This window comes from Gordonia sp. NPDC003585, assembly GCF_040610755.1.
Classification (GTDB): Bacteria; Actinomycetota; Actinomycetes; order Mycobacteriales; family Mycobacteriaceae; genus Gordonia.
In genome coordinates, this window is record NZ_JBEXMX010000102.1 from 1 (window position 1) to 16265 (window position 16265).

Genomic DNA, 16265 nt, shown 5'->3' on the forward strand with positions numbered 1-16265 from the left:
GTCACCGTCGTCCCAGACGACGACGAGCCCGAGGTCGCGGACCGGGGCGAAGATGGCACTGCGAGTGCCGAGCACCACCTGCGCGGCGCCGCGTCGTGCGGCCAGCCAGCGTCGATAGCGCGCGGTGGGACCAAGTCCGGCCGCGAGCGTCACGCACCGGTCACCGAGCAGCGGTTCGCACGCTGCCGACAGGCGGTCGAGGTCGCGCTGGTCGGGCACCACGATGATTGCCCCGCGTCCCGCGGCGACCGTCGTCGCAGCGAGTTCGGCGAGCCGATTCGGCCAGTCCTCGCCGGGCACCGCCTGCCAGATGGCACGCGGGTGCCCCTCGGCGAGGGAATCCAGAAAGCCCTCCGCCGACCGGTAGACCTGCCAGGATGCGCGGTCGGGAGCCGTGACCACCGACGTGGGTTCCGGGGTTTGTTCCTTCTCCGTGCGCGCGTGCCGTGGCGGGATCGCCAGGCGAACGACGTCACCCATCGTGCCGGCGTACCGATCGGCGACCGCCCGGCACAGGGCGGCCAGTTCGGGTCCCAGCACGGGTTCGGCCGAGACCACGCGGTCGAGCCACCCGAGTTTGCCTGGATGGTCGCTCTCCTCGATCCGTTGCAGCAGGATGCCGTCGACGAGGCGCCCGGCGAATCGAACTCGCACACGAACCCCGGGTTGCGCGATCGCGTCCTGTTCGGCGTCGATCAGGTAGTCGAAAGGGCGGTCTAGATGTGTGAGCCCGAGGAACGGAAGCACCTGAGCCACCGGTTGCGACGAGGCGGGTGTGCGGGCGCCCTTTCGAGCGGTCCGCCCTCGCGTTGGTGCACCCTTTTCGCCGCGCCCTTCGAGGCTCGTCGCTTGCGCTCCTCGCACCTCAGGGAGCGGAAGGCTCACCTGTGGGCCGGGTGTCAGAGTCCTGCGGCTGCGCGCAGTTTGTCGGCCCGATCGGTCCGCTCCCACGGCAGATCGACGTCGGTACGCCCGAAGTGCCCGTAGGCGGCGGTCGGCCCGTAGATCGGACGCAGCAGGTCGAGATCGCGAATGATCGCCAGCGGACGCAGGTCGAAGTTCTCGGAGATGACCCGCTCGATGACAGCGGGGTCGACCTTTTCGGTTCCGAAGGTCTCCACGAACAGCCCGACGGGGGCGGCCTTGCCGATCGCGTAGGCGACCTGCACCTCGATGCGGTCGGCCAGACCCGCGGCAACGGCGTTCTTGGCCACCCAGCGCATCGCGTACGCCGCCGACCGGTCGACCTTCGACGGGTCCTTGCCGGAGAAGGCGCCACCACCGTGACGGGCCATGCCGCCGTAGGTGTCGACGATGATCTTGCGGCCGGTGAGGCCGGCGTCGCCCATCGGTCCGCCGAGCACGAACTTGCCGGTCGGGTTCACCAGGAGGCGGTAGCCCTCCGTGCTCAGCGTCGACACCTGCAGGTCGGCGAGAACGGCCTCGACGACCTCGGACCGGATGTCCGGCGTGAGCATGTTCTCGAGATCGATGTCGGCGGCGTGCTGCGTCGAGAGCACCACGGTGTCGAGCCGGACCGGCTTGTCGCCGTCGTATTCGATGGTCACCTGTGTCTTGCCGTCCGGGCGCAGATACGGCAGCACACCGGTCTTGCGGACCTCGGTAAGCCGACGTGACAGGCGATGCGCGAGCGCGATCGGCAGGGGCATGAGTTCGGGGGTCTCGCTGCTGGCGTAGCCGAACATCAGACCCTGGTCGCCCGCGCCCTGGTTGTCGATCTCGTCCTCGGAGATTCCGCTGCGGCTCTCGTGGGAGTTGAACACGCCGCCGGCAATGTCGGGCGACTGCGCACCGATCGCGACGTTGACGCCGCACGACGCGCCGTCGAATCCCTTGGTCGACGAGTCGTAACCGATGTCGAGGATCTTCGCGCGGACGATGCCGGGGATGTCGACGTAGGCAGTGGTGGTCACCTCACCGGCGACATGCACCTGACCGGTGGTCACCAGGGTCTCGACGGCGACCCGCGCCTTGGGGTCGTCGGTCAGGATGGCGTCGAGCACCGAATCGCTGATCGCATCGCAGATCTTGTCGGGATGTCCCTCGGTGACGGATTCACTGGTGAACAGGCGTGACGCGGAGGTGGTCATCGGGTCCTCTCAAGGCGGGTCGCGTTAGCACAGGTCGCAGGAGTGCATGGTTGCGTCCGGGAGGTCACCACTGTTCCCCCAGGACGCCAATGTGAGTGCGTTCCAACCTACACACCCACGCAGACAGCCCGCGCGGTGTGGGTCACGCACCCCGACCATCAGGCACCAGGCCGCGCACTTCGTCAAGTATTCGGCTCGACATGAGGGTTTTCGAACCCAGCGGAAGCGCGGTTTCGGCGCCTTGCGCAGAGAGCAGCCAGCCGGTGTTGTCCTCGGTGCCGAACGCTTTTCCGTCGCCCACTGCGTTGACGACGAGCAGGTCACAGCCCTTGCGGGCCAGCTTCGCCCGTCCGTGGTCGAGGACCCCGCCCGTTTCGTCGCCGGTCTCTGCAGCGAAACCGACGATCACGGTCTCCGCCGGGATCGCGCCCGCTGCGCGGCTCTCCACCAGGCCCCGCAGGATGTCCGGGTTGGTCGTCAGCTCGATGGGCGCGGGTCCCGCGTCGCCCTTCTTGATCTTCGCGTCGGCGACCGAGACCGGACGGAAGTCGGCCACCGCGGCCGCCATGATGACCACGTCGGCCTCGGCCGATCGCTTGGTCATCTCGTCGGCGAGTTCGCGAGCCGTGGACACCCGGACGATGTCCACGCCCGACGGATTGCCGGGGTCGGCGGTCGAGCCGGCAACGAGGGTGACCTTGGCGCCACGCTGCGCTGCGGCTCGGGCGAGGGCAAAGCCCTGCTTTCCGGAGCTGTGATTGCCCAGGAAGCGCACCGGGTCGATGGGTTCACGGGTGCCGCCGGCGCTGATGACGAAACGTACTCCCGCGAGGTCGTAGGGCAGGGCGTCGGCGTGCTCGAGCAGCAGATCGGCGAGCAGCGCGATCTCCTGCGGTTCGGGGAGCCGGCCGGGGCCCGAATCGGTGCCGGTGAGGCGGCCGGATGCCGGAGTCATCACGGTGGCACCGTGTGCGCGCAGAGTTGCGACGTTGGCCACCGTGGCGGGGTGCTCCCACATCTCGGTGTGCATGGCCGGCACGAACAGCACCGGACAGCGGACCGTCAGCAGCGAAGCGGTCAGCAGGTCATCGGCGCGGCCGCCCGCGGCCCGGGCCATCAGGTCGGCCGTGGCAGGCGCGATCACCACGAGGTCGGCACCCTGCCCCAGCCGGACATGGGCGACCTGGTCGACGTCGTCGAAGACGTCGGTGGTCACGGGATGGCCGCTGAGCGCCTCGAAGGTGGCGGCACCGACGAACTTGAGCGCCGACGCAGTGGGCACGACGCGAACGTCATGACCGGCCTCGGTGAAATGCCGGATGACCGAGCACACCTTGTAGGCGGCGATGCCGCCTCCGACACCGACGATGATGCGTCGACGTGCTCCACCCGATCTGCTCATCGCGGCAGTGTCGCTCATCGAGGCTGCGTGGACTTATTCGCCTTCGGTGTGCTCGAGCAGGTCCGAGTGGATCTCCCGCAGCGCGATCGACAGCGGCTTCTCCTGCAGACCCGGCTCGACGAGCGGACCGACGTACTCGAGGATGCCGTCGCCGAGCTGGTTGTAGTAGTCGTTGATCTGACGTGCACGCTTGGCCGCGTAGATCACGAGCGCGTACTTGGACGACGCGCGCTCGAGCAGGTCGTCGATCGGCGGGTTGGTGATGCCCAGCGGCGTGTCATAGGCCGGCGCGTCGGCGATCTCGGTCATGTCGAAGTTGGTCTGCGTGCTCACTCGATCTCCTGCTGCTGCGGTGACGTGGAAAGTCTGTGGTTCGGGTCGGTCGGGTACCGGCCGGTGGGCGGTCCTCAGCGGTTGCCTGCGGCATCCTGCCGCGGGTGTGCGGCGGGCTGAGAAGGTCCGACCAGCAAGGATACCAACTCACTGGCCGCTCGGTCGACTTCGCTGTTCACGATCACGTGATCGAACTCGTCGCGAGCTGCCATCTCTGTCCGTGCGGTGTTGAGCCGACGCTCGATGGCCTCGGGGCTCTCGGTGCCGCGACCGGTCAATCTGGCGACCAGATCGTCCCAGCTCGGCGGCGCGAGGAACACAGTTGTGGCCTCGGGAAGGTGGGCGACCACGTTGCGCGCACCGACCAGGTCGACCTCGACGAGCACCGGCGATCCGGCAGCGAGTGCGTCGAGGACCGGTCGGCTCGGCGTGCCCGAACGCTGCAGCCCACCGTGGATCTCGGCCCATTCGAGAAGCTCGTCGTCGGCGATCATCCGGTCGAACTCGTCGGAGCCGACGAAGAAATAGTCGCGTCCGTCGACCTCGCCGGGGCGCGGCGAGCGTGTGGTCGCGGAGACGCTGAAGTACAAATCCGGCACAGCGGCACGAACTCGCGCCACGACGGTGGACTTGCCGACGGCCGAGGGGCCGACCAAAACGATCAGTCGGCCCCTCGTGCGTTCGGTCGGTTGCTCGCTCAGGAGCTGAACTTCTCGAGCAGAGCCTTGCGCTGACGATCACCGAGACCGCGCAGACGGCGGGTCGGAGCGATCTCGAGTTCGGTCATGATCTCCTGCGCCTTGACCTTGCCGACCTTGGGCAGGGCCTCGAGCAGGGCGGAGACCTTCATCTTGCCGAGGATCTCGTCGTTCTCGGCATCCTTGAGCACCTGCTGCAAGTCGGTGCCGCCGCGCTTGAGGCGCTCCTTCAGTTCGGCGCGAACTCGCCGAGCAGCAGCAGCCTTCTCCAAGGCTGCCGCGCGCTGCTCGTCTGTCAACTGGGGAAGGGCCACGATTCCTCCGTATTTCGTTCTACTTCGATCAGTCTGTCGGGATCACATGACCATGTAACCCACTCGGCCGCTGTACAAACGCGGACGCGTGCTCGACCGTACCCAACGTGAGCAGGCAATTCGAGCGCGACCCCCGCGCAGAGCTTCCGTGCACATGTTGTACTTTGCGGCACCGACAACCCGGTACGGACAGCTCGCCGGGCATGCATACCCGCAGGTCAGATCGCATTATCGACCGCGCGAGAGTCTGCCGCGACACCGCTACGGCTGTGACGCGTGTGACGCAAGCGCATCCTCGAATCTTCCTAGACTTGGTGGCCCGCTCCGGTGTGTCGTGCCGATGAACTCGCCGATTCACGCAGGTCAACCGGCGCCGGGAGCGAAGCGAGCGGGCCGAGTACCTCGGGGCACATCAGCCTCCCTGACGCACCGGAACCTCGGCGATCGCGACAGTGCCCCCGGTCGGTCGGGCGTCGACGGTCAGCGTGCCACCGGCCGCTTCGAGCCGGACCCGGCGCGACATCAGACCGAGATGCCCTTCGGTCAGCCGCTCGGCGAGCCGATCACTGCCGCCGGCGTCCGACGCGAGGTCTGCGCCGATGCCGACCCCGTCGTCGACGACCACCAGCCGAGCCTGGCCGGCGTCCCACTCGGCACTCAGCTCGAGGCGATCGGCACCGGCGTGTTTGACGACGTTGGCGACCAACTCTCGCGCAGTGGCGTACAGCAACGCATCCACCGATGTGGAACCTTCGGGCGACCATCCCGCCACGTCGACCACGACGTCGAGGCCTCCGGGCACCGCGACCGAGCGACCGAGCTCATCGAGTGCCACCGCGAGCCCGTGGTGATCGAGCACCGCCGGATTGAGCGTCGTCAACGTCGAGCGCAGCAGCCGACTGGATTCGGTGAGCGCCGCGTCGAGCCGGTCGGTGGCGTCGGGATCGTCGCCGCGCCGGACATCGGAGAGGGTGTGCCGGGCAGCGAGCACGTACTGCATCGCACCGTCGTGCAGCGCGTCGGCGAGATCACGGCGTTCCCGGTCCTCGATCAGCAGCGTTTCGCTCAGCAGATGGGCCCGGTCGGCCGCGAGCGACCCGATCGTCATCACCCGGGAGCGTTGCAGCAGTGACAGCAGAACGCTGGCCAGCGCGAGTGCACCGATCACCACGGTGTGCAGGATGACCAGCGACCACGGCTCACCGTTGGCGGGACGTGCGGCGGCGGTCGTCGCGAAGTAGACCACCACGGTGGGTACTGCGATGACGGTCGGGACCCATGGGCGCAGCGACGTCGCACCCATCATCGGGATGATCGCGAAGCCGGTCAGTAATACGTCGGAGGTCCAACTGATCGAGTCGGAGCGACTGGCGAGGACGGCGAGCACCGTGAGCGCACCCAGGTCGACGAACACCGCCGACCACATCAGCCGCACCGTCACCGCGTCTCCGCGGCGGGCCAACAGGACGGTGATCACCGACCAGATCACGTAGCAGCCCACCACGATCCAGGTTGCGACGAGATAGTCGGCGGGCGGATCGAAGGCGATCACGAGCACGACGAACGCCGCGAGGATCACTCGCAACAACACCTGGATCCGGATTCCGCGCAATCCGTGGTCCAGCAGGATCTCGCGGATCGCGCCCTCGTCGGCCACCGCTGCAAGACCGCGCTCGTCGTCGGCCATCGGCGTCAGTCGATGAGCCCGCGCCGCAGGCCTTCGGCGACCGCGGCGGCGCGGTCGGAGACCCCAAGCTTCTCGTACAGGCGCTGGGTGTGGGTCTTCACCGTCGACGCCCCGATGAACAGTTCAGCCGCAAGCTGCGGGATCGACAGCCCACGGGCAAATCCGGCGAGCACCTGCGACTCCCGCTCACTCAGTGCCGGGGTCTCCGGCGCGGTGTGCATGCGGATCTGGTCGACGAGACCACCGGCCAGTTCGGCCGGCACCACGGTCTCCCCTTTCGCGACGCGCATCACGCCGCCGACGATCGCGTCCCGATCCGAGTCCTTGGACAAGTAGCCACTCGCGCCGCGCTGCAGGGCCTCGAAGACGATCGGCGCGTCGGTCACCGCGGACAGCAACAGGACCCGGGTGCTCAGTCCGTCGCGGGTCACTGCATGCGCGACGTCGGCCCCGGTCATCCCCGGCATCTGGTAGTCCACGACCGCGACATCCGGTGCGGTCTCGCGGATCATGTCGAGCCCGGCACGCCCGTCGCCGGCCTCCCCGACCACCGAGATGCGACCGCTGCTCGTCAGTCCACGCGCGAGGCCGTCACGAAAGAACGGATGATCATCGACGACGACCACTGTCACCAGCGCATTCACCTCGGCTCCCCAATCACCCGCCGAGTCTATCGCCGACGCGTCACCCGCAACGTAGATCCCGGACGAGGGCGTCGCGTCACCTCGACAGCGCGGCTTCGACCTCGTCGATGGTCTGTTCACACGCCGCGCGCAACGTGACCACATCGGGGCCATGCCGCAGGACGCCGCGGGAACTGGCGGGCAGCACCCAGCGCAGGTGTGCACCGTAAAACACCGCGGGCAGGTCGGACGGGGTGGCGCCCTGCGCACCGAGTCCGGGCGCGAGGATCGGCGCCGTGAAGCCACTCAGGTCGAGGCCATGGTTGCGGGTGGCGCCGACGACGAGGCCGACCGTCACACCCTCGCCGTTCTCCGCCGCGGCGGCGTCGACCATCGACTGCGCGACAAATCCGGCCCCGGTGTCGGCGAGCTGCACCCCAACGCCCTCCGGGTTGGACGTCCGAGCCAGGACGAACACCCCGCGATCCGACCGTCGAGCCGCGTCGAGCGCAGGACGGAGCGACTCGAATCCCAGGTAGGGCGAGGCCGTCACCGCGTCCGAGCACAGCGGCGAGGTGTCGTCGAGCCACGCGTGTGCATAGGCGGCCATGGTGGTGCCGATGTCACCGCGTTTGGCGTCGGCAAGCACCAGGGCGCCGAGTTCCCGGCAGCGACGGATGGTTTCTTCGAGCACCGCGAAACCGCCCGAACCGAACGCCTCGAAGAACGCGACCTGCGGTTTGATCACGGCGGCCACCGGCCCGAGTGCTTCGGCACACACCTCGGCGAACCGGGCGAGCCCGTCCACGGACACCGGCAGACCCCACTGCTCGAGCAACTCGGCGTGTGGATCGATACCCGCGCAGAGCCGGCCGCGCGTGTCGACGGCCTGCCGGTAGCGCGCCGCGAAGCCCGAATCGGTCACCTATCCCTCACCCACCAGCGCGCGGTGACGTTCCTGCAGCGACTGCACGCCCACCTGGCCGCGAATGGCTGCCTCGATGCCCTGCACCGCGGCGCTCGCACCCTGCACCGTGGTGATGCACGGAATACCCACCGTCACAGCGGCGCTGCGGATCTCGTAGCCGTCGACGCGAGGTCCGGACTGGCCGTACGGGGTGTTGATCACCATGCTCACCTCGCCGGCCCGAATGGTGTCGACGATGTTGGTCTCCCCCGGTCCCGACTCGAAGTGCTTGCGGACCGTGGTGGCCTCGATGCCGTTGCGCCGCAGGACATCCGCGGTGCCCTCGGTGGCCAGGATGGTGAACCCGAGGTCGGCGAGGTGCTTGACCGGGAAGATCAGCGCCCGCTTGTCCTTGTTGGCCACCGACACGAAGATCGCGCCCGACGTGGGCAGCGACCCGTAGGCCGCCGTCTGCGACTTGGCAAAGGCTCGACCGAAGTCGGCGTCGATACCCATCACCTCGCCGGTCGACTTCATCTCCGGCGAGAGCAGGGAGTCCACCCCGGTGCCGTCGTAGCGGCGGAACCGGTTGAACGGCAGCACCGCTTCCTTGACCGAGATGGGCGCATGCGCCGGGGCCTCGCCGCCGTCGCCCTCGGCGGGCAGCAGTCCACTCGCGCGCAGGTCGGCGATCGACTCACCCAGCATCACCCGGGCGCACGCCTTGGCCAGCGGCACGGCGGTCGCCTTGGATACGAACGGAACGGTCCGGCTTGCGCGCGGGTTCGCTTCGAGGACGTAGAGGATGTCGTCCTTCAGCGCGTACTGCACGTTGAGCAGTCCTCGTACGCCGATCCCCTTGGCGAGTGCTTCGGTGGATTCGCGCACCATCGCCAGGTCGGCGCGGCCGAGCGTCACCGGGGGCAGCGCGCACGCGGAGTCGCCGGAGTGGATGCCCGCTTCCTCGATGTGCTCCATCACACCGCCGATGTAGACCTCGTCGCCGTCGCACAGCGCGTCGACGTCGATCTCCACCGCGTCCTCGAGGAACCGGTCGACGAGGACCGGATGGTCGGGCGTCAATTCCGTTGCGCGGGAGATGTAATCAGCCAGCGACTGCTCGTCGTAGACGATCTCCATGCCGCGCCCGCCGAGCACGTACGACGGACGCACGAGCACCGGATAACCGATCCGGGCAGCAGTGTCACGAGCCTCGTCGAAGCTGGTCGCGGTGCCGAAGGCAGGGGCGGGCAACCCCGCCGCGGTCAACACCTTGCCGAATTCGCCACGGTCCTCGGCGAGGTCGATCGCGGCCGGCGAGGTGCCGACGATCGGCACCCCCGCGCCCTGCAGACGGTCGGCGAGACCCAGCGGTGTCTGGCCGCCGAGCTGCACGATGACACCGGCGACCCGACCCGACTTCGACTCCGCGTAGAACACCTCGAGAACGTCCTCGAAGGTGAGGGGCTCGAAGTAGAGACGGTCGGCGGTGTCGTAGTCGGTGGACACCGTCTCGGGGTTGCAGTTGACCATCACGGTCTCGTAGCCCGCTTCGGACAACGTGAGCGCCGCGTGCACGCAGGAGTAGTCGAATTCGATGCCCTGCCCGATGCGGTTGGGGCCCGAACCGAGGATCAGCACCTTCTCCCGTTCGGTCTGCGGTGCGATCTCACTCGTCGCGGCGGGATCGAGTTCGTAGGTGGAGTAGTGATACGGCGTACGCGCCTCGAACTCGGCCGCGCACGTGTCGACGGTCTTGTAGACCGGACGCACGCCGAGACCCACCCGGAATTCGCGCACGGCGTCCTCGTCGGCGAAATCGTCACGCAGCGCGGCGATCTGCTTGTCGGAGAACCCGGTGCTCTTGGCTTCGCGCAGCAGATCCTCATCGAGGCGTCCGGCGTCGCGGATATCGGCCCCGAGTGCCGCGATCCCGCCGATCTCGGCCAGGAACCACGGGTCGATGGCGGTCGCCTCGTAGAGCTGCTCGATGGTGGCGCCGGCGTCGAACGCCAGCATCAGCCCGTAGAGCCGACCGTCCTTCGGCGTACGAAGCTCCTCCAGAAGTGCGGGCAGGTCGATGGTGGCCGGATCTTGGCGGGCCGGTTCGGTCCAGAACCCGGCGGCCTTGGTCTCCAGCGAGCGCATCACCTTGCCGAGCGCCTCGGCGAAGCTGCGTCCGAGGCTCATCGCCTCGCCCACCGACTTCATGGTGGTGGTGAGGGTGTCGTCGGCACCCGGGAACTTCTCGAAGGCGAACCGCGGCGCCTTGACGACCACGTAGTCGAGGGTCGGCTCGAAGCAGGCCGGGGTTTCCTTGGTGATGTCGTTGACGATCTCGTCGAGGCTGTAGCCGATGGCGAGCTTGGCGGCGATCTTGGCGATCGGGAAACCCGTTGCCTTGGAAGCCAATGCCGACGACCGCGACACACGCGGGTTCATCTCGATCACCACGAGCCGACCGTCGCGCGGGTCCTGGGCGAACTGGATGTTGCAGCCGCCGGTGTCGACGCCGACCTCGCGCAGGATGTCGATCGAGAGGTCACGCATGATCTGGTATTCGCGGTCGGTGAGCGTCATCGCCGGCGCGACGGTCACCGAGTCGCCGGTGTGCACGCCCACCGGGTCGAGGTTCTCGATGGAGCAGACCACCACGACGTTGTCGCGGTTGTCGCGCATCAGCTCGAGTTCGTATTCCTTCCAGCCGAGGATCGACTCCTCGATCAGCACGTTCGCAGTCGGCGAGGCGGCCAGACCGCCGCCGGCGATCCGCTCGAGGTCGGCGTCGTCGTAGGCCATGCCGGAGCCGAGCCCGCCCATCGTGAACGACGGCCGCACGACGACCGGGAAGCCCAGTTCGGCGACGGTGTCACGCACCTCGTCCATGGTGTGACATACCCGCGATCGGGCGCTCTCACCGCCGACCTTCTCGACGATGTCCTTGAACATCTGCCGGTCCTCGCCGCGCTGGATGGCGTCGAAGTCGGCACCGATCAGCTCGATGCCGTACTTCTCCAGCGATCCCCGATCATGCAGTGCGACAGCGGTGTTGAGTGCGGTCTGCCCACCGAGGGTGGCCAGCACGGCGTCGATCGGGTGACCGGCGTCGCGTTCGGCCTCGATCACCTTCTCCACGTATTCGGCGGTGATCGGCTCGATGTAGGTGGCGTCGGCGAACTCCGGGTCGGTCATGATGGTCGCCGGGTTGGAGTTGACCAGGCTGACGCGCAGCCCCTCGGCCTTGAGCACCCGGCATGCCTGCGTGCCCGAGTAATCGAACTCGCAGGCCTGTCCGATGACGATCGGTCCGGAACCGATGACCAGGACGTGGGAGATGTCGGTACGGCGTGGCATCAGGCCCCACGTCCTTCCAGCAGTGTCACGAATTTGTCGAAGAGGTAGGCGGCATCGTGCGGACCGGCCGCGGCCTCCGGGTGGTACTGCACCGAGAAGGCCCGGCCGGACATCAATTCGACGCCCTCCACGGTGCCGTCGTTGGCGCACACATGGCTGACGCGGGCGCGGCCGAAGTCGGTGTCGAACTCCTCGCCCGCCTCGCCGTCGAGGGCGAAGCCGTGGTTCTGTGCCGTGATCGACACCTTGCCGGTGGCAGAGTCGATGACCGGGATGTTGATCCCGCGGTGGCCGAACTTCATCTTGTAGGTGCCGCGGCCGAGCGCGCGGCCGAGGATCTGGTTACCGAAGCAGATGCCGAAGAGCGGCAGGTCGGCGCCGAGGACATCCCGGGTGAGGTTCACGATCGCGTCGGCCGTCGCGGGGTCGCCGGGACCGTTGGACAGGAACACACCGTCGGGATTGCGGGCGGTGATGGCCGCGAGGTCGGTGTTCGACGGCAGCACGTGGACCCGCACGCCTCGCTGCGCGAACATCCGCGGGGTGTTGGTCTTGATGCCCAGATCGATTGCGGCGACGGTGAATCGGGCCGGCGCCTTCGGCTCCACCACGTAGCCGGTGTCGGTGGTGACCTCCCCGGCCAGGTTGGCGCCCTTCATCTCCGGCTGGTTGCGCACCCGGCTGAGCAACTCGTCGGTGTCGGAGACAGCCGCGCCGGAGAAGACGCCGGCACGCATCGAGCCGTGGTCGCGCAGGGTGCGCACCGCGGCACGCGTGTCGATCCCGGCGATGCCGACGATCCCCTGCCGCACCAGTTCGTCCTCCAGCGAGGTCGTCGCGCGCCAATTCGACACCCGCCGAGTGGGATTGCGCACCGCGTACCCGGCGACCCAGATCTTTCCGGAATCGCCGTCGGCGTCGGAACTGCCTGCGCTTCCGGTGGATTCGCCGTCCTCGCGGTTCCATCCGGTGTTACCGATCTGCGGCGCGGTGGCCACCACGATCTGGCGGTGGTAGCTCGGATCGGTCAGCGTCTCCTGATACCCGGTCATTGCGGTACAGAACACCGCCTCACCGAGGGTCTCGCCGACTGCACCGAAAGCCCGGCCGGTGAACACCTGGCCGTTCTCCAGCACCAGAACCGCTGTGCTCATTGCTCTTTCCCCTGTTCCTCTGAACCCGATCCCGGGGCATCGGCTTCGCTCGATGGCTGATCGGCGAAGGCATGCACCCAGTCGGGGTAGATCGTCTTGTCGTCTGCGCGCAGACCGGAATCGATCTCGGTGCCGGTCGGCAATACCCAACGGACCACCAGGACGCCGTCGGCGGTCATCACCTTGCCCGCGAGTCCCCGCTCGGTCCGCACCGCGGTGATGGACTCGCGCGGAATCCAGATTGTGCTGGCGCCCCTGCGCTCGAGCAGGATTCCCGCCGCGTAGGCGCTCATCGACGCGCTTGCCCGGTCACCGACGTCCCCGACAGCGATGCGGTTCTGCCAACTCGGCGCCAACGTGCTGCCGACGTACAGTCCGGTGTGCGGGCCCAGTTGCGCCTCGCCGAGATCTGCCGGCGGCGTGGGCATCTCACCGATGAGATCGGCCTGCCGACGGCCACGGTTGCGCCAGCCGCGCAGAATCAGGGCCACCAAACCGGCCCAGGCCACCACCACGATGACGACGATGACGATGTCGTATGCGGCGTCGCTCACGCACTCACCCGCCCGTCGACTGCGGTCACCACGCCGCGCAGCAGTGTCGCGGTGACGGTGGCGGGCATGGTCATCGCCTCGTAAGGCGTATTGCGGGACAGGCTCGCCAGGTCGGCGCCACGGACCACCCACGAGGTGTCCGGGTCGACGATGGCCAGGTTGGCCGGCTCGCCGACCTCGATCGGGCGCCCCTGATCGGTCAGGCCCACGATGGCGGCCGGGCGTTCACTCATCACCCGAGCGACACCGCGCCAGTCGAGCAGACCCGGCTTCACCATGGTCTCGACGATGATCGGCAGAGCGGTCTCCAGACCGAGCATGCCGGGGCGAGCGAGGGCGAACTCGCAGCACTTCTCCTGCGCAGCGTGAGGTGCGTGATCGGTGGCGACGCAATCCACCACACCGTCGGCAAGCGCCTGCCGCAGGGCAAGATTGTCGCTGGGCTCGCGCAACGGCGGATTGACCTTGTTCACCGGGTCATAGGTGGCCAGACGGTCGTCGGCGAGCAGCAGGTGATGCGGGGTGACCTCGGCGGTGATCGAGATGCCCTGGTCCTTGGCCCAGCGCAGCAGTTCCACGGTGCCCGCGGTCGACGCGTGGCAGATGTGCACGCGGGTCCCGGCGTCGCGTGCGAGCAATGCGTCGCGCACGACGATGGACTCCTCGGCGGCGCGTGGCCAGCCCGCGAGACCCAGCCGTGCGGCTGTCGGCCCCTCGTGCGCGACCGCACCCACCGTGAGACGCGGTTCCTCGGCGTGCTGGGCGATCAGGACGTCGAGTCCCTTTGCGTACTCGAGGGCGCGCCGCATGAGCAGCGGGTCGGACACACATTTGCCGTCGTCGCTGAACATGCGCACACCGGCGGCACCGGCCGCCATCATGCCCATCTCGGCCAGTTGCTTGCCCTCGAGTCCGACGGTGACGGCCCCGACCGGGTGGACGTCGACGAGTCCGACCTCCCGGCCGGTGCGCCAGACGTTGTCGGTGATGGTCGAATTATCGGCGACCGGGTTGGTGTTGGCCATCGCGAACACGGCGGTGTAACCGCCCAATGCCGCTGCGGCAGAACCGCTTCGGATGGTCTCGGTGTCTTCACGACCGGGTTCGCGCAGGTGTGTGTGCAGGTCGACGAACCCCGGCAGCGCCACGCCGCCGTTGCCGTCGACCCGCTCGATGTTCTCGGGCGCGTCGAGGTCGGTGCCGATCGCGGTGATGGTGCCGTCCTCGACGAGAACGTCGACCGCATTGCCCTCGCCGTACGGCCGGACGCTCGAGATCAGCACCGATCCACTCGCCGGGGTGTTCACAATTGCGCTCCTGCCGAATCGCTTCCGACGAGGAGTCGGAAGAGCACCGCCATGCGGACGTGCACGCCGTTACGTACCTGTTCGAGCACCGCCGCCCGTGGCGAGTCGGCGACCGAATAGCCGATCTCCATCCCGCGCAGCATCGGCCCGGGATGCAGGACCACGGCGTCGTCGGACAGCAGCGCGAGTCGTCGTTCGTTGAGGCCGAACCGCACCGAGTATTCGCGTGCACTCGGGAAGAACCCGCCGTTCATCCGCTCGGCCTGCACCCGCAGCATCATCACCGCGTCGACGGCGGCGAGTTCGGCGTCGAGATTCCCCGACACCGCAACCGGCCACTGTTCGACACCGACCGGGAGCAGCGTCGGCGGTGCAACCAGCACCACCTCGGCGCCCAGCGTGGCCAGCAGGTGCGCGTTCGAGCGCGCCACCCGCGAGTGCACCACGTCGCCGACGATGGCGATCCGTCGGCCGTCGAGCGAACCGAGGCGTTGGCGCAGGGTCAGCGCATCGAGGAGTGCCTGCGTGGGGTGTTCGTGAGTGCCGTCGCCGGCATTGATCACCGCAGGTCCGTCACCATCGGGACCGGTGGTCCAGTCCGCGATCTGGGCCGGCGCACCCGACGCCGGATGGCGCACGATCAGCGCGTCGGCACCCGCGGCGCGCAGCGTCTTCGCGGTGTCGCGCAGCGACTCCCCCTTGCCCGCAGACGAACTCGAGGCGCTGACGTTGATCACGTCGGCACTCATCCACTTGCCGGCGACCTCGAAGGACACGCGCGTGCGGGTGGAGTTCTCGTAGAACACGGTCATCACCGTGCGGCCGCGGAGCGTCGGTAGCTTGCGGACCTCCCGGCCCATCAGTGCCTGCTCGAACCGCTCCGCGTCGTCGAGCAGTTCGGTGGCCTCGTCGAGGGTCAGGTCCGCGGTCGACAGCAGATGTCGCATCACGCATCAGCCTCGTCGGATGCCGGACCCGATGCCGGACGCAGGACCACCTCGTCGACGCCGTCGTGCTCCACGAGGTGCACGGCGACGTTCTCGTCGCGCGAGGTCGGGATGTTCTTGCCGACGTAGTCGGCCCGCAGCGGCAGCTCACGGTGACCACGATCGACCAGCACCGCCAGTTGCACCGCGGCCGGTCTGCCGAGGTCGCGCAGGGCGTCGAGCGCCGCGCGAACTGTCCGGCCCGAGTAGAGGACGTCGTCGACGAGGATGACGACGGCGTTGTCGACACCACCGCGCGGCACCATGGTCCGTTCGAGCGGACGGTGCGGTTTGGCGCGCAGGTCGTCGCGATACAGCGTGATGTCGAGGTAGCCGACGGGAATGTCGGTGCCCGCGAACTCATTGATCTTGGCTCCCAGCCGAGTCGCAAGAGTTGTTCCGCGGGTGGGGATTCCGATGAGAACGACGCGAGGTGCGTCGGGTGAGTCGAGCGCTGTCTTCTCGATCACCTGATGGGCGACCCGGGCGATCGTCCGGGACACATCGGCGGCGTCGAGCAAGACCCTGCCATGCGGGCTGGCCAAAGCCGACCTCCTTCTCCGCCTCTCGGGACGGATCGTTAAAGGATGTCTGTCTCGCGACACTCTACACGGACCGGCGACCCGGCCGTGCGGCGCGGCGGCACGAGCAGCGCATGCGAGCGTCCCGAAGGGTGCGGGCCTGCCTCGAAGCTGTCATCAGCCGGCCGTCACGAGCGAGAGCGCGATCGGCCACGAACGCTCGGATCAGCGACCCACCCGCCGCCTGCGGCGGCGATCGTGGAGGCGGGAAGAGGGCCGTGGAGCGCGACGCGGCAACGATGATCCACGAAAAA

14 protein-coding genes and 1 pseudogene are annotated in these 16265 nt (G+C 68.2%); all 15 read right to left on the reverse strand.

Going from position 1 to position 16265, the window contains the following annotated elements; translation table 11 throughout:
• Positions 1 to 756, reverse strand: a pseudogene (locus tag ABZW74_RS21445) (primosome assembly protein PriA); the annotation flags it as partial.
• Between the two features lie 143 nt (positions 757 to 899).
• Positions 900 to 2111 (reverse strand): methionine adenosyltransferase, encoded by a 1212-nt coding sequence (metK, locus tag ABZW74_RS21450; RefSeq protein ID WP_355279205.1) that lies wholly within the window; start codon positions 2109 to 2111, stop codon positions 900 to 902.
• Between the two features lie 142 nt (positions 2112 to 2253).
• On the reverse strand, positions 2254 to 3513 hold the full coding sequence (coaBC, locus tag ABZW74_RS21455; RefSeq protein WP_240858670.1) for a bifunctional phosphopantothenoylcysteine decarboxylase/phosphopantothenate--cysteine ligase CoaBC: 1260 nt from the start codon (positions 3511 to 3513) through the stop codon (positions 2254 to 2256).
• 33 nt (positions 3514 to 3546) lie between these two features.
• Positions 3547 to 3846: a DNA-directed RNA polymerase subunit omega gene (rpoZ, locus tag ABZW74_RS21460; protein ID WP_240858323.1), complete on the reverse strand. Its 300-nt coding sequence runs from the start codon at positions 3844 to 3846 to the stop codon at positions 3547 to 3549.
• A 74-nt stretch (positions 3847 to 3920) separates the two neighbouring features.
• The gene (gene gmk, locus ABZW74_RS21465; protein ID WP_240858671.1) at positions 3921 to 4547 is read right to left on the reverse strand and encodes a guanylate kinase; all 627 of its coding nucleotides are present in this window, start codon (positions 4545 to 4547) and stop codon (positions 3921 to 3923) included.
• On the reverse strand, positions 4544 to 4858 hold the full coding sequence (mihF, locus tag ABZW74_RS21470) for an integration host factor, actinobacterial type (RefSeq protein WP_004021989.1): 315 nt from the start codon (positions 4856 to 4858) through the stop codon (positions 4544 to 4546). Before mihF ends, gmk begins: the two co-directional genes overlap by 4 nt.
• A 412-nt stretch (positions 4859 to 5270) precedes the next feature.
• Positions 5271 to 6545 carry an ATP-binding protein gene (locus ABZW74_RS21475; RefSeq protein WP_240858327.1) on the reverse strand — a complete coding sequence of 425 codons (1275 nt, stop codon included), beginning with the start codon at positions 6543 to 6545 and terminating at the stop codon, positions 5271 to 5273.
• A 5-nt stretch (positions 6546 to 6550) separates the two neighbouring features.
• Entirely contained in the window at positions 6551 to 7189 is a 639-nt protein-coding gene (locus ABZW74_RS21480) for a response regulator transcription factor (RefSeq protein ID WP_240858337.1), read from the reverse strand.
• Positions 7190 to 7265: 76 nt separating this feature from the next.
• On the reverse strand, positions 7266 to 8093 hold the full coding sequence (pyrF, locus tag ABZW74_RS21485; RefSeq protein ID WP_355279210.1) for an orotidine-5'-phosphate decarboxylase: 828 nt from the start codon (positions 8091 to 8093) through the stop codon (positions 7266 to 7268).
• The gene (gene carB / locus ABZW74_RS21490; protein ID WP_240858367.1) at positions 8094 to 11429 is read right to left on the reverse strand and encodes a carbamoyl-phosphate synthase large subunit; all 3336 of its coding nucleotides are present in this window, start codon (positions 11427 to 11429) and stop codon (positions 8094 to 8096) included.
• Entirely contained in the window at positions 11429 to 12583 is a 1155-nt protein-coding gene (gene carA / locus ABZW74_RS21495) for a glutamine-hydrolyzing carbamoyl-phosphate synthase small subunit (protein WP_240858388.1), read from the reverse strand. The genes carB and carA overlap by 1 nt, the downstream gene beginning before the upstream one ends.
• Positions 12580 to 13137 carry a transporter gene (locus ABZW74_RS21500; protein ID WP_240858395.1) on the reverse strand — a complete coding sequence of 186 codons (558 nt, stop codon included), beginning with the start codon at positions 13135 to 13137 and terminating at the stop codon, positions 12580 to 12582. Before ABZW74_RS21500 ends, carA begins: the two co-directional genes overlap by 4 nt.
• Complete coding sequence (locus ABZW74_RS21505) at positions 13134 to 14444, reverse strand: dihydroorotase (RefSeq protein WP_240858404.1); 1311 nt, start codon at positions 14442 to 14444, stop codon at positions 13134 to 13136. Before ABZW74_RS21505 ends, ABZW74_RS21500 begins: the two co-directional genes overlap by 4 nt.
• Positions 14441 to 15391 (reverse strand): aspartate carbamoyltransferase catalytic subunit, encoded by a 951-nt coding sequence (locus ABZW74_RS21510; RefSeq protein WP_240858413.1) that lies wholly within the window; start codon positions 15389 to 15391, stop codon positions 14441 to 14443. The genes ABZW74_RS21505 and ABZW74_RS21510 overlap by 4 nt, the downstream gene beginning before the upstream one ends.
• The gene (gene pyrR / locus ABZW74_RS21515; protein WP_240858421.1) at positions 15391 to 15975 is read right to left on the reverse strand and encodes a bifunctional pyr operon transcriptional regulator/uracil phosphoribosyltransferase PyrR; all 585 of its coding nucleotides are present in this window, start codon (positions 15973 to 15975) and stop codon (positions 15391 to 15393) included. Before pyrR ends, ABZW74_RS21510 begins: the two co-directional genes overlap by 1 nt.
• Positions 15976 to 16265: the final 290 nt, after the last annotated feature.

What these genes read in the sequence shown, in the direction of transcription:
- carB (WP_240858367.1), bottom strand. Translation starts at nt 11,429, where the DNA reads ATGCCACGCCGTACCGACATCTCCCACGTCCTGGTCATCGGTTCCGGA.
- ABZW74_RS21510 (WP_240858413.1), bottom strand. Translation starts at nt 15,391, where the DNA reads ATGCGACATCTGCTGTCGACCGCGGACCTGACCCTCGACGAGGCCACC.
- coaBC (WP_240858670.1), bottom strand. Translation starts at nt 3,513, where the DNA reads ATGAGCAGATCGGGTGGAGCACGTCGACGCATCATCGTCGGTGTCGGA.
- ABZW74_RS21475 (WP_240858327.1), bottom strand. Translation starts at nt 6,545, where the DNA reads ATGGCCGACGACGAGCGCGGTCTTGCAGCGGTGGCCGACGAGGGCGCG.
- carA (WP_240858388.1), bottom strand. Translation starts at nt 12,583, where the DNA reads ATGAGCACAGCGGTTCTGGTGCTGGAGAACGGCCAGGTGTTCACCGGC.
- metK (WP_355279205.1), bottom strand. Translation starts at nt 2,111, where the DNA reads ATGACCACCTCCGCGTCACGCCTGTTCACCAGTGAATCCGTCACCGAG.